At 71.8% G+C, this 11,653-nt stretch carries 15 protein-coding genes; 7 read left to right on the top strand and 8 right to left on the bottom strand.

Going from position 1 to position 11,653, the window contains the following annotated elements:
- Nucleotides 1-81 precede the first annotated feature (81 nt).
- Nucleotides 82-813 (top strand): response regulator transcription factor, encoded by a 732-nt coding sequence (locus tag ACWEJ6_RS12020; protein WP_452423305.1) that lies wholly within the window; start codon nucleotides 82-84, stop codon nucleotides 811-813.
- Entirely contained in the window at nucleotides 810-2,258 is a 1,449-nt protein-coding gene (locus ACWEJ6_RS12015; RefSeq protein WP_452423303.1) for a sensor histidine kinase, read from the top strand. Before ACWEJ6_RS12020 ends, ACWEJ6_RS12015 begins: the two co-directional genes overlap by 4 nt.
- 92 nt (nucleotides 2,259-2,350) lie before the next feature.
- Here the strand turns inward: ACWEJ6_RS12015 and ACWEJ6_RS12010 are convergent, their stop codons facing one another.
- Nucleotides 2,351-3,196, bottom strand: coding sequence for an alpha/beta fold hydrolase (locus ACWEJ6_RS12010; RefSeq protein ID WP_452423301.1), 846 nt, complete (start codon nucleotides 3,194-3,196; stop codon nucleotides 2,351-2,353).
- A 42-nt stretch (nucleotides 3,197-3,238) separates the two neighbouring features.
- On the bottom strand, nucleotides 3,239-3,778 hold the full coding sequence (locus tag ACWEJ6_RS12005; protein WP_452423299.1) for a dihydrofolate reductase family protein: 540 nt from the start codon (nucleotides 3,776-3,778) through the stop codon (nucleotides 3,239-3,241).
- Nucleotides 3,779-3,887: 109 nt separating this feature from the next.
- Here ACWEJ6_RS12005 and ACWEJ6_RS12000 point away from each other — a divergent pair, with 109 nt between their 5' ends.
- On the top strand, nucleotides 3,888-4,544 hold the full coding sequence (locus ACWEJ6_RS12000) for a TetR/AcrR family transcriptional regulator (RefSeq protein ID WP_452423297.1): 657 nt from the start codon (nucleotides 3,888-3,890) through the stop codon (nucleotides 4,542-4,544).
- A gap of 115 nt (nucleotides 4,545-4,659) precedes the next feature.
- Here the strand turns inward: ACWEJ6_RS12000 and ACWEJ6_RS11995 are convergent, their stop codons facing one another.
- On the bottom strand, nucleotides 4,660-5,262 hold the full coding sequence (locus tag ACWEJ6_RS11995; protein ID WP_452423295.1) for a hypothetical protein: 603 nt from the start codon (nucleotides 5,260-5,262) through the stop codon (nucleotides 4,660-4,662).
- Between the two features lie 217 nt (nucleotides 5,263-5,479).
- On the bottom strand, nucleotides 5,480-6,451 hold the full coding sequence (locus ACWEJ6_RS11990; protein WP_452423293.1) for an AraC family transcriptional regulator: 972 nt from the start codon (nucleotides 6,449-6,451) through the stop codon (nucleotides 5,480-5,482).
- A gap of 71 nt (nucleotides 6,452-6,522) precedes the next feature.
- Here ACWEJ6_RS11990 and ACWEJ6_RS11985 point away from each other — a divergent pair, with 71 nt between their 5' ends.
- Nucleotides 6,523-7,368 carry an SDR family oxidoreductase gene (locus ACWEJ6_RS11985; RefSeq protein ID WP_452423291.1) on the top strand — a complete coding sequence of 282 codons (846 nt, stop codon included), beginning with the start codon at nucleotides 6,523-6,525 and terminating at the stop codon, nucleotides 7,366-7,368.
- The gene (locus ACWEJ6_RS11980; protein WP_452423289.1) at nucleotides 7,365-7,721 is read left to right on the top strand and encodes a DUF4440 domain-containing protein; all 357 of its coding nucleotides are present in this window, start codon (nucleotides 7,365-7,367) and stop codon (nucleotides 7,719-7,721) included. The genes ACWEJ6_RS11985 and ACWEJ6_RS11980 overlap by 4 nt, the downstream gene beginning before the upstream one ends.
- 195 nt (nucleotides 7,722-7,916) lie before the next feature.
- Here ACWEJ6_RS11980 and ACWEJ6_RS11975 read toward each other — a convergent pair whose 3' ends face one another.
- Entirely contained in the window at nucleotides 7,917-8,135 is a 219-nt protein-coding gene (locus ACWEJ6_RS11975; protein WP_387675774.1) for a cold-shock protein, read from the bottom strand.
- A gap of 52 nt (nucleotides 8,136-8,187) precedes the next feature.
- Nucleotides 8,188-8,619: a GNAT family N-acetyltransferase gene (locus tag ACWEJ6_RS11970; protein WP_452423287.1), complete on the bottom strand. Its 432-nt coding sequence runs from the start codon at nucleotides 8,617-8,619 to the stop codon at nucleotides 8,188-8,190.
- Nucleotides 8,620-8,738: 119 nt separating this feature from the next.
- Between ACWEJ6_RS11970 and ACWEJ6_RS11965 the strand changes: the two genes are divergently transcribed.
- Nucleotides 8,739-9,152, top strand: a complete 414-nt coding sequence (locus tag ACWEJ6_RS11965) for a TetR/AcrR family transcriptional regulator (RefSeq protein ID WP_452423285.1) — start codon at nucleotides 8,739-8,741, stop codon at nucleotides 9,150-9,152.
- 123 nt (nucleotides 9,153-9,275) lie between these two features.
- Nucleotides 9,276-9,905 (top strand): hypothetical protein, encoded by a 630-nt coding sequence (locus tag ACWEJ6_RS11960; RefSeq protein WP_452423283.1) that lies wholly within the window; start codon nucleotides 9,276-9,278, stop codon nucleotides 9,903-9,905.
- Nucleotides 9,906-10,117: 212 nt separating this feature from the next.
- Here ACWEJ6_RS11960 and ACWEJ6_RS11955 read toward each other — a convergent pair whose 3' ends face one another.
- Together ACWEJ6_RS11955 and ACWEJ6_RS11950 are read right to left on the bottom strand one after the other, a co-directional pair.
- A complete protein-coding gene (locus ACWEJ6_RS11955) occupies nucleotides 10,118-10,648 on the bottom strand; it encodes a hypothetical protein (RefSeq protein WP_452423281.1) in 531 nt (176 codons plus the stop codon).
- Nucleotides 10,649-10,700: 52 nt separating this feature from the next.
- Complete coding sequence (locus ACWEJ6_RS11950) at nucleotides 10,701-11,609, bottom strand: phosphotransferase (protein ID WP_452423279.1); 909 nt, start codon at nucleotides 11,607-11,609, stop codon at nucleotides 10,701-10,703.
- Nucleotides 11,610-11,653 lie beyond the last annotated feature (44 nt).

Raw genomic sequence — 11,653 nt, 5'->3', positions numbered from 1 at the left:
GGCATATCTCCGCCTTTCAGAGGGTTCTCATAGGTGAGACAGACGGTCCGCAGAGCGGACAGGGGGATCCTGATAGACACCATGCAAGCCAGTGCCCGTGAACTTCCCGAACTGCGCCGCGCCGACGGCGCGCCCGTTCGCGTGCTCGTCGTCGAGGACGAACCCGACCTCGCCGAGGTGCTCGGCACCGTGCTGCGCGAGGAGGGCTGGCAGGTCCGCACCGCGGGCGGTGGTGCCGTCGCCGTGAACGTGGCCCGTGAGTTCCGGCCGGACGCGGTGCTGCTCGACATCATGCTGCCCGACCTGGACGGCCTGGAGGTGCTGCGTCGCCTGCGGGCGGACGCGCCGCAGGTGTGTGTGCTGTTCCTCACCGCCAAGGACGCGGTGGAGGACCGGATCGCCGGGATCACGGCAGGCGGCGACGATTACGTCACCAAGCCGTTCAGCCTCGCGGAGGTCGTCGCCCGGTTGCGCGGCCTGCTGCGCCGAGCCGGCATGGCCCAGATCGCCGCGGGGAACCGGCTGGTCGTCGGCGACCTGACCATGGACGAGGACGCCCGGGAGGTGACCCGCGCGGGGGAGCTGGTGGAACTCACCCCGACCGAGTTCGAACTGCTGCGTCTCCTCCTGCGTAATCCGCGCCGGGTGCTCAGCAAGGCCCAGATCCTGGACGAGGTCTGGTCCTACGACTTCGGCGGCCAGGCGCACGTGGTGGAGCTCTACATCAGCTACCTGCGCAAGAAGATCGACTCCGGGCGCACGCCGCTGATCCACACGGTGCGGGGCGTGGGTTACGTGCTCAAGCCATCATGAGGCCGCACACCCTCCGCGGCCGGCTGATGGCCGGAGTGCTGGTCCTGCTCGCGCTGGCCTGCGCCACGATCGGCGTGGGCACCTCGATCGAGCTGGAGCGCTTCCTGGTGGACCGGCTGGACCAGCAGTTGTCCATGGCGGCCGGCCGGTTCGCCGTCACACTGGAGCACCGCCGGGAGGAGGAGCGCGAGCGCGGCGACAGCCGTGGTCAGTCGATCGGCACCCTTGGCGTGCGCATGGTGAACGGCCAGGTGATCAACGCAGCCGTGGTCCGGTCCCGCAGCGCGGACGACGCCGAGTCCAGTCTCTCCGCCCAGGACGTCGCCGCCTTGGCCGCCGTACCGGCGGACGGGCGCGGCCACGCCGTAGAGCTGTCCGAGCTGGACGACTACCGGGTCATGGCGACCCGGGGCAAGGACGGCGACGTGCTCATCGACGGGCTCCCGATGGAGGGAGTCGAGGCCACGGTGCACCGGCTGATCTTGGCTGAGTTGGTGGTGTTCGCCGTGGTGATGGCCGCGGCGGGGACGGCGGGCGCGCTGTGGGTGCGGCTGTCCCTGCGGCCGCTGCAGCGGATGGCTGCCACGGCGCAGCGGGTCAGCACGCTTCCGTTGTCCAGCGGTGAGGTGGCGCTGCCCGACCGCGTACCGGTTGAGGACCAGCGTACGGAGATCGGCCGGCTGAGCGAGGCCTTCAACCGGATGCTCGGGCACGTAGCTGATGCGCTCACCCGGCGGCACGCCAGCGAGCAGCGGATGCGGACCTTCGCTGCCGACGCCGGCCATGAACTGCGAACCCCTCTGGCCACCATTCGGGCTCACACGGAGCTGGCTCGCCGTCATGCCGCCGAGTTGCCGGCCGCGGTGGGGCACTCCTTGGAGCGGATCGAGGCCGAGTCGGCACGGATGGGCACGCTCGTCGACGACCTGCTGTTGCTCGCCAGGATCGACGCGGGACGGTCGCTGGCCCGCGAGGAGGTCGACCTGACCCGCGCGGTGATTGACGCGACCGGCGACGCCCGAGTCTCGGCCCCCGACCACCTCTGGCGACTGGAACTGCCGGAAGACCCGGTGACCGTGATCGGCGACGCCGCGCGTCTGTACCAGGTGGTGGTGAACCTGCTCGGCAACGCCGCCCTCCACACCCCTCGGGGCACCACGGTGACGGTATCCGTGCGCGTCCTGTCAGGGGAGGTGGAGCTGACCGTGACCGACGACGGGCCGGGCATCCCCGAGGAGATCCAGCAGGAGCTGTTCGAACGGTTCGTCCGCGCCGACAAGGGCCGCTCGCGTGCCCTGGGCGGCAGCGGGCTCGGGCTGGCCATCGTCAAGGCCGTGACCCTCGCCCATGGGGGAGCCGTGTCCCTCCAGAGCCGGCCAGGCCGTACCGCCTTCCGCGTGACTCTCCCTGCCACCGCGAGCCGTTCCGAGGCCGGACCGCAATAGATGGTCGAGCGAGCTCGACGACACGCTCGCCGTGGCCACCCTCTACTGGGCCACCAGCAGCATCGGTTCAGCTCCGTTGCTGCTGATGAGGGTCAGGCCAGGGCCCTGCGGATGATGTCGGCGCTGGTGAGAGGGTCCATCGCCAGGCCCTGATGGTCGCCGGGGAACACCAGCGGCACAGTGCCGAGCCGGTCGGCCAGCGCCTTGGCCGACAGAGCGGGAACGCCGTCGCCGGAGGCGGCCCCGACGCCGACGAAGATCGGAACGGAACCGGAGCGCAGAGCGGCGACGTCCGGCTCGAAGCGCAGCACGGGCAGCAGGACGTGGCCCAGGAAGTAGTCGAGGTTGCCCTGGATGCGGCCCATCATCTCCAGCGCTTCGGGCGGCATCCGGGAAGGGTCGGGCATGGCGGGCGGCGGGGCGTCCGGCCCGTCGACGGTGGCGATGAACTTGCCCATCGCCGCGCCGGCGCCGTGGTCGCGGTAGGTGTCGTGCACGTCCTGGAACGCCGCCCGCCACCGGTCGTGGTCGGGCAGCAGTTCCGGGAGCGGCGGCTCGTGCACGACGAGGGCGCGCACCTGCTCGGGGTGGCGGGCCGCCAGTTCCAGGGCGGTGAGCGCGCCGCCGCTGTTGCCCAGCACGTAGGCGGGTTCGTCGGTCAGGACGGCCAGCAGCCGGGAGGCGTCGGCGGCGAAGACCGTGACGTCGGTGTCGGCGGGTGGCCCGGTGAGGGGGCTGCGGGACAGGCCGCGCTGGTCGTAGGTGACCACGGTGTAGCGGTCGGCCAGCATGGCTGCCAGCCCGGCCAGCGCCCCGGCGTCGGCGGGTGCGCCGGGGATCATCAGCAGAAGCGGCCCGGCCCCCCGCACCTCGTAGTGCAGACGCGCACCGGGCACCTGGAGCGTCCTGGTCTCGGCCTTGATCTGGACGTCGTTCATGAGGGTTCCGTTCTCGGTCGGTGAGGGTGAATCAAAGGGGGATCAGACAGGCCGGTAGGTCAGGTCGAGGACGCCGTTGGCGAAGGCGGCCGACCGGGTCAGCTCCAGCGGGACGGGCGGGGTGCCCTCAGGGAACAGGCGCATGCCGGTGCCGAGGACCAGTGGGTGGACCAGGAGCCGCAGTTCGTCCAGCAGACCGGCTGCCAGCAGGGCGCGGACCAGGCTGATGCTGCCCGACAGCGTGATCGTGCCGCCGGGCTGGTCCTTGAGTTCCTTGACCGCCGCGATCGGGTCCCCTTCGATCAAGGTGGAGTTGTTCCAGGTGACCTGGGTCAGGGTCGTGGAGGCCACGACCTTGGTGATGCCGTTGATCGCCTCGGCCATCTCCCCGTTCTGGTGCGGCCACACCGCGGCGAACGCCTCGTAGGTGACCCGGCCCATCAGCAGCGTGTCGGCCTCGGCGTACATGCCGCCCACCGCCGCGCCCATCTCCTCGCTCAGGTACGGGAAGTGCCACCGCTCCGGTGCCTCCACCACCCCGTCCAGCGAGACGAACAGCCCAGCTACGATCTTCCGGCTCATTTCACGAACTCCTGACCAGGTAAAACGATATGTGGACGGCATCCACATCTGAAGGCGAGAGGAGTATGGCATACTTTTGTGGACGCCGTCCACATGAGAGGTTCCGGCCATGCCCGAGCGCCCCGGCAGACCCACCCGCGACACCTACCGCCACGGCAACCTGCATCAGGCGCTCGTGGAGGTGGGCACCGAACTGGCCCGCGCCGGAGGCCCGGACGCGATCACCCTGCGCGAGGTCACCCGGCAGGCCGGGGTCGCCCCCAACGCCGCCTACCGGCACTTCCCCAACCGCGACGCCCTGGTGCAGGCGGTCTCACTCCGAGCCATGGCCGAACTCGCCCACGCCATGGAGGAGGACCTCGCCGCCCTCGATCCGACCGGCGACCCAACCCGGACCGCCCTGGCCCGCTTCCGCGCCGTCGGCACCGGCTACCTGCGCTTCGCCCGCACCGAACCCGGCCTGTTCCGCGTCACCTTCTACGTCCCCGACGACATGACCCGGGCCCAGGTCCCCGCCTCCGCCGGACCAGGCGGCCTGACCCCGTTCCAGTTGCTTGGCGCCGCCCTGGACGACCTGGTCTCCTGCGGCCTGATGTCCCCCGAACGCCGTCCAGGAGCCGAGTTCCTGGTCTGGTCATGCGTCCACGGCCTGGCGGTCCTGCTCATCGACGGCCCCCTGCGCGGACTCCCCGACGAACTCGCCGATCCAGCCGTGCACGACCTGATCGACCTCATCGAAAAGGGCCTGCGACCAGACGCCACGTAGTGCTGCGTCAGGTCCGCCGGCGAAACTGGCGCGGCGGGAGGCTGCGACTCGGCGTCGGGCGACAGCCGGGTCCCGACGCTGCGTCACGTCGAGTTCGGGCAAGAGCCGGCATTTCCTACTGAAGCACCGCCCGCTGCCCGAACGGATCCCACTTCACCACGACGACCCCCTTGTATCGCTCTGCGAGTCTGTGGCGCAGATCTTGGTCGAAGGTGTTCGTCTCGACGACGACCCGGTTGGCCTCCTCGTCGATCCACCCCGCAAGGGTGGCGGGCTCGTCCTGCAGCTCATCCGCGTGGAACACGCGGCTCAGCGCCGCTTGACTGTTCGCCACCCGCCGCACCTCCGGCACGATGTCGAACCTGACCTGTCTCCCCTCGGACCAGTACGCCCCCGAGAGCACCGCAGCGGCCAGCGCGCGTCCTCGCGCCGTGACGTAGGGGGCGACGAGCCGGTACGGTCCGCCATGGGCGATGTACGGCGGAGCAAGGTCGTCCGGATGCGCCTCGGCCCGCTGCTCCGCCAGTAATTGCGCTCGGTTGAAGGGCTCGATGCCCTCGTAGGATCTGAGCATCACAGGGGAGACGGGCTCGTAGTACACCTCGGCCGCGTCTGTAGTGGCCGGCTGGATAACCACGCGCAGCTCACCGGGCAGGAACAAGGGCGCCGCCGTGACGGCGTAGACCAGGAGCAACATGAAGATCATCCTGAGGCGCATGCGCGCAGAGTGTAGCGGGGGCCGCACCGCCGTTACTGAGCTCTTTTCCTCCGGGGGCATGGGTGGTGCCGCGCACGCCCGGTCGGTGTGACGTCCGGCTCGGGGCACGTCAAGCTGACGCTTCCGGCGGAGCCGTACGACGTCGGGACCACCACGAAATCCGGGAAGACGAACGTCACGGTGACCGACGACCCCGGCACTCCCCGGAAGATCACCGTCACCAGGGCGGGTTCCGCGTCACGTCTGCTGTCCCGGGTGCGGTGTCCTGTGTCCAGCGGCGGCGGTAGTCGCCGGGGGTGGTCCCGTACTGCTGGCGGAAGGCCAGGTGGAAGCCCACCGTCGAGTGGTAGCCGACGCGTTCGCCGATCCGGCTGTGGGGGAGCGTGGTCTCGCTCAGCAGGCGTGCGGCTTCCTGCATGCGGCGGGCGGTCAGGTGCCGGATCGGCGCCTCGCCGACCAGTTCGCGGAAGGTCGCCGCGAACGCCGAGCGCGACATCCCGGCCTGGGCGGCCAGCGACTCGACCGTCCAGGGCTCGGCGAACCTCGTCTGTACGGCGTGCAGCGCCGCCCCGATCGCCGGGTGACGCAACGCCCGCAGGACCGGCGAGCCCTCGGCCATCTCGCCCACCGCGGCCCGCAACGCCAGCACGAAGACCAGCTCGAAGGCGCGCAGGGCGACCAGCGTCGCGCCGGGTTCGGCCAGGTCCCATTCGCCGGCCAGCCGTCCTAGGATGCCGCCGAGCAGCCCGTGACCTTCCAGCGTGGCCCGGTCGAGCACCAGGACGGGTGGCAGCGCCCGGTAGATCGGCGAGCCGGCGGCCCGGTCGTAGTGGAGCCCGCCGCAGAGCAGGACGGTCCGCTCGCCGGGCCCGCCCAGCTCGACGGTGCGCACGCCGCCCTGCGGCCGCTCGGGCAGCACAGCCGCCAGCGGCACGGCGGGACGCCCCGGCCGGTCGCCCAGCCGGTGGGCGCTGCCGTGCGGGAAGACGGCCAGGTCCCCGGCGTGCAGCAGGACGGGCTCGGCGCCGGGCAACTCGACGGCACATGTGCCCTCGTGCACATAGTGCAGCAGCGCGCAGTCCTCGGCCTCGCCCGCGACGCCCCAGGGCGCCCCGGCCTGCCAGCGGCTGTGGAAGACACCCTCCAGCCGCAGCGGGGCCAGCAGGGCGCTCAGCAGGTCACCATCCACCGGACGATCCTTAAATAAACCGATATTTCGCTTTATGGAGCGTATCGCCGACTCGGTGGAGGCTGTCCGGCATGACCTTTCTTGTGATCGGCGCGGCAGGCGCCCAGGGTGGCGCGGTCGCGCGGCGGCTCGTCGCCGAGGGCCACACGGTGCGCGGCCTGACCAGGAGCGGCCGCGTGCCGCACGGAGTGGAGCCGGTCGCCGGCGACCTCGGCGACGCCGAGGCGGTGAAGGCGGCCTTCGCCGGGGTGACGCACGCCTCGGTGACGCTGCCCATGGTCTACGAGCCGGACACGGTGGCCGCCCACGTCCATCATGTGCGCGACGCCGCGCTGGCGGCCGGGGTGCGGCGGCTGGTGTTCAACACCGCCAACCGGCTGCCCGAGGCCGCCACGCAGGTGGCGGCCTTCGAGACGCGCCGCTGGGCGGTGCGGACGCTGCGGTCGGCCGGACTGCCCGTCGTGGTGCTGTGCCCGCCGGTCTACCTGGACAACCTGGCCGCGCCGTGGGTGACGGGGCCGCTGGCGGCCGAGGGCGTGCTGCGCTACCCGCTGCCCGCCGACCTGCCGGTCCCCTGGCTCTCGCACGACGACCTGGCCGCCGCCACGCACGCCGCGCTCGTGCGTGACGATCTGGAGGGAGCCGTGCTGAGGCTCGGCGGGCCCGACGTGGTGACCGGCGACGAGCTGGCGGCCGCCTTCGGCGCCCGTTACGCCGCGCAGGATCCGGCCGAGTTCGCGTCGGGCCTGACGATGGCGCTGGGCGCGCCGACGGCCGCCGCGGTGGCTGCCACCTACCGCTGGGCCGCCGCCGACCGCGACCTGTTCGCGCCCGACCCCGCGGCGGCCGAACTGCTGGGCCTCCGGCTGACGCCGCTACGCACCTGGATCGCCGCCCAGCCCTGGGCGAACCGGTGAACGGCGTCGAGGCGGAGATCGTCCGTCACCACGAGGTCATCGAACGCTGGCTGACCGGCGCCGCCGCGCGGGAGGAGTTCGCCCGCTTCGCCGACGCCCACGCCCCCGGCTTCACGCTCATCACCCCCGACGGCCGGACGCTCACCCGCGACCAGGTCCTCGCCGAGGTCGAGGCACTCCACGGCAGGGCGCCGGAGCTGACCATCGAGATCCGCGACGTACGGATCATCGCCTCCGACGGCGCGCTCGTGGCGGCCACCTACCAGGAGATTCAGCCGGACAGGACCCGGCAGTCCACCGTGGTCCTCCAGTCCGCCACGTGGTTGCACCTGCACGAGACCTGGCTCCCGTGAGAGGTCGATGGTCACGGACTCGACGGCGGGGTCGGTGGTGACATGGTCCTTGTCGTTCGCGACGAGCACGATCCCGATGCGATGGACGGCAGAGCGCCACGGCGGCCTGCCTGCCTGCCGCCCAGTGTTGCCTACGCCGCCGTCGTCATGAAGGTACGGCCGCCGCCGGCGCCGGCCGTCTCATCCTGTCCTCCGCTACAGCACGCGGACGTTCTCGGCCACGTAATCGAAGCTGTCCTGTGACCGTTGGACGCAGTCGAATTCGACCTCGTCACCGGCCTCCAGAACGCGATACCCACTCGCCGAGATATCGCTGAAGTGCACAAACGCATCACGATCTGCCGGAAGGTCGGGGGAGGAGATCGCTCCCCACCCCTTCTCGGGCAGGAAGAACTTCACCGTGCCTCTAGTCATGATCGTATTCTCGCTGTCCACCTCTGGAACGGCCACTGGGTTTAGCCCGGGATCATGGGCGCTCGACGGACGTCCGCGTTCCGGCCTCCTCGGCGGCGCGGCCGGCGCTCCAGACCGTCGTCCGTCGGTGGACTCGTCGGCCGTGGTGGCGGAGGCCGGGCACCGGTGGTGCCGGGCCGTGCTCGGCGAAGCCCATGCGCTCGAAGAACCGCACCGCCCGGGTGTTCTCGACCAGGGTCTGCAGGCGGCAGCCCGGAGATCCGGCCTTCCTGAGCCGGTCGAGCCACCGGGTCATCAGCCCGCCGGCGGAGCCGGTCCCTCGCGCCTCGGGTGCCACGTTGATGTGCGGGTGCGCGGGCCACCTGGCGTCGGCGAACTCGCCGGCGCCGGGCTGCCCGCGGAGCGCGGCCCACGCCAGATCGGCCGGACTGCGCGCGAAGAAGGCCGCCGGCCTGGGACGGAAGACCAGCCGGTAGGTCCGCATCGCCTGCTCCATGCGCTCGCCCTCGCCGGGGAACCTCGCACTGTCGAGGCATCCCGTCAGGGAGCCCACCAGGGCGCCCCGGCGACGGCGACGAAGAGCTGCCACCCGTCGTGGCGCGGATGTGGGGCCGCGAACCCATCACGCGCAGAGGCCCGAGGCCGCGCCTGGACCTGGCCACGATCACGACCGCCGCCGTCGAGATCGCCGACACCGAGGGGCTGGCCGCCGTCTCCATGAGCAACGTCGCCGCCCAGGTGGGCGTCGCTCCGATGGCGCTCTACCGATACGTCGGCAACAAGGACGAACTGCTGACCGTCATGGCGGACAGCGCCGTGCCCGCACCGCCCGAACGCGGGAACCTGGCCTGGCGCGACCACCTCGCCACGTGGACCAGGCTCACCCACGACCTCCTGCCGTCCCGGCCCTGGCTGCTGGACCTGCGCCAGAGCACCCCGCCCATGGGCCCGCGGCGGCTGCTCTGGCTCGACCGGGCCCTGCAGCAGGCCCCGACCGGCGCGGGATCTTCCGGGTGATCGCTCGGACGCCCTGAAGATCGCAATGAGTCGCAATGACTTCCAAGCCAGATACCAGTGCCATGCACGACGGTGGGCGTCATCCCGACGGCGTGGGGTCGTCATACGGCAGGAAGGGGCACGATGAGCGGCAGGAAGACCATGCTGGCGGTCGGAGCGATGGCGGGGCTGATCGTGGGAGGCTCGGGGGTGGCGGTCGCCGGGGTGGTGGCCTCCGACGGTGTGATCACAGCGTGCGTCACGTCAAGCGGCACGCTGCGCGTTCCCGGCACCGCGCAGCCCACGGCCACCCCGTCGCCCACCCCGACGACGCAGACGGAACTGGCGCCCGCCGGCGAGCCGGGGCCGGAGGGCTGCGCGGCCGGGGAGCGGGTCATCACCTGGAACCAGCAGGGTCCCGCCGGCCCCACCGGTCCCGCCGGCCCCACCGGTCCCGCGGGCCCTGCCGGACCCACGGGTCCTGAGGGGCCGAACCCGTTCGACGGCCAATTCCAGGGCACGCTGAGCGCGTTGCTGCATCCGCGCACTGCGGGGTCCTACATCGGCAAGTGCCTGCGCGGGCAGATCGCGGTGAGCGGCGGCTACGAGATCACCGACTTGTACAACGAGGCGGCCGTGCCGGACGTCATCGTGTCCAAGGCGGCCCTGGTGTTCGACGCCGACGGCAAACCCCGCAGCTACGAGGTCAAGGCCAAGAATCCCACGGACCGGCTGCTCAACGTCTACTCCCGCGTGCACTGCGTCCCGGAGTGAGGCCTTCCGCGAGATCAGGGTTGAGCGCAGGGTTCAGCGTTTCCGCAGGTCGCAGACTTGATGCGAGAGCCGTCGCCGTCCTGTTCGAACACCACGGCCGCCGGGTGGCCGGCCTCGACCAACCTCGCGGACTGATACCTCGCCGATCAGGCGACGGGTAACGGCGCGCGCTCCGTCGTAGGCGTTCTGCTCATGAAAGGGATCCGCGCAGATCAGCTCATGCGAGCCTGGCGCGCTCCCTGGACCGGCCACGACACCATGTCCTTGCCGTACGCAGAGGCAGGAGGCAGGGCCGCCGCCATCGCGGCCGAGGCCGACCGCGTGGCGGGGGAGGGTGCGGACCTGGCAGGGTCGCCGCCGACGGCTGCCGGCACGGACGTGGCCGACGCAGTGCCCTGGAGCAGTACACGCGGGTCGGGCTCGCCGTCCATCTCGAACGGCCAGGCCCATGTCACCTCCGCCGACAGCCCGCGCCGAGCGGCCACGATCGTCGCCTGGGCACCAGGGTCGCCGTGCTCCGTCCAGGCATCCGTGGTGACCAGGGCCTGCACGCCACGCCATCCCCACTGGTTGAAGGCGGCCACGTCCTTGAGCGCGTCATCGCCGGAGCGACCGCACTCGGCGGTGCCACGGCGGGCCGTCGCGACCGCGCGGATCGCGACCTCGCGGGAGGTGGTCCAGAACCGCACCTCCAGCAGCTCGTCCAGTTCCGGGACCAGCAGCTTGCCGCTGTAGGCGGGCACGCCCTCCGACGGCATCCGTTGGAAACGGGCCGCGGGACGGCGGAGCCGCCGCTCAGTGGCCGCCACCGGGGGCGTGCTCGCGGCGGTCGAGGTCGGCCCGCAGCTGGGCGAGCCACTCCCGGCCCCTTCTGCGCCCGTCGGGGAGCTGGTCGTCGCGGTCCCAACGCCAGGAGACCGCGAGGGCGCGGCTGAGGATCCTGCAGTCGGCGAGCAGCCCAAGGTCGGCGCCTGGGTAGTGCGCGGCGACGTCCTCCGGAGCATGGGCGAGGTCGAACTCGACGGGGCCGCGGCAGGCGGTCTCCAGGTCGATGAAGAGCGGTCCGTCCGCGGTGGCGAGCAGGTTGCCGGGGTGCGGTTCGCCGTGCAGGAGCTGTTGCCGCGGGCCGCGGTCCAGGATCGCGCGGCTGATTCCGTGGAGGGTGTCGGTCAGCAGGGCGCGGTCCGCGGCGCCGAGGTCCGGGCTGACGGCGGGGTCCTCGACCACCCGGAGGGCGTCGGCGACACGGTCGGTGAAGTGCGGTGCGGCGTAGTCAACGCGGCGCAGGCCGGTGTGCGGTGCGGTGGAGTGCGGGGCGGCGAGGTTGATGCGGCGCAGGCCGGCGTGCAGCCGGGCCAGGGCGTCGGCGTAGGCGGCGGGCGGGTGGTCCTCGGGTGCGGCGGTGGGCTCGTAGTAGGTCCAGAGGGTGACGGCGAAGCCGTCACGGAGATGGACGCGCGGCTCGGCTCTCGGATCGAGCCCCGCCACCGGGCTGCCGGTCCCGGCGAGGCGCCGGACGAGCTCGACCTCGAAGTCGGGGCGGTGCGCGAGCGGCGCGACCCGGGCGAGGATGCCGCAGGGCCGCAGCCGGACGGCGATCCGGTTCGAGTTGTGCAGCACAGCGGCGTCGTCGGCGCCCAGGCCGTACTCGGCGGCCGTGTCGACGGCCGCGGCCACCGCCCGGGGGATCTCGGTGTCCTTCACGTGTTCGGTGCCTCTCCCTGCTGGAGTCGATGTGTGCGGGGCAG

This window comes from Nonomuraea sp. NPDC004702, assembly GCF_053601695.1.
This window is presented reverse-complemented; position numbering and strand designations above follow the sequence as displayed.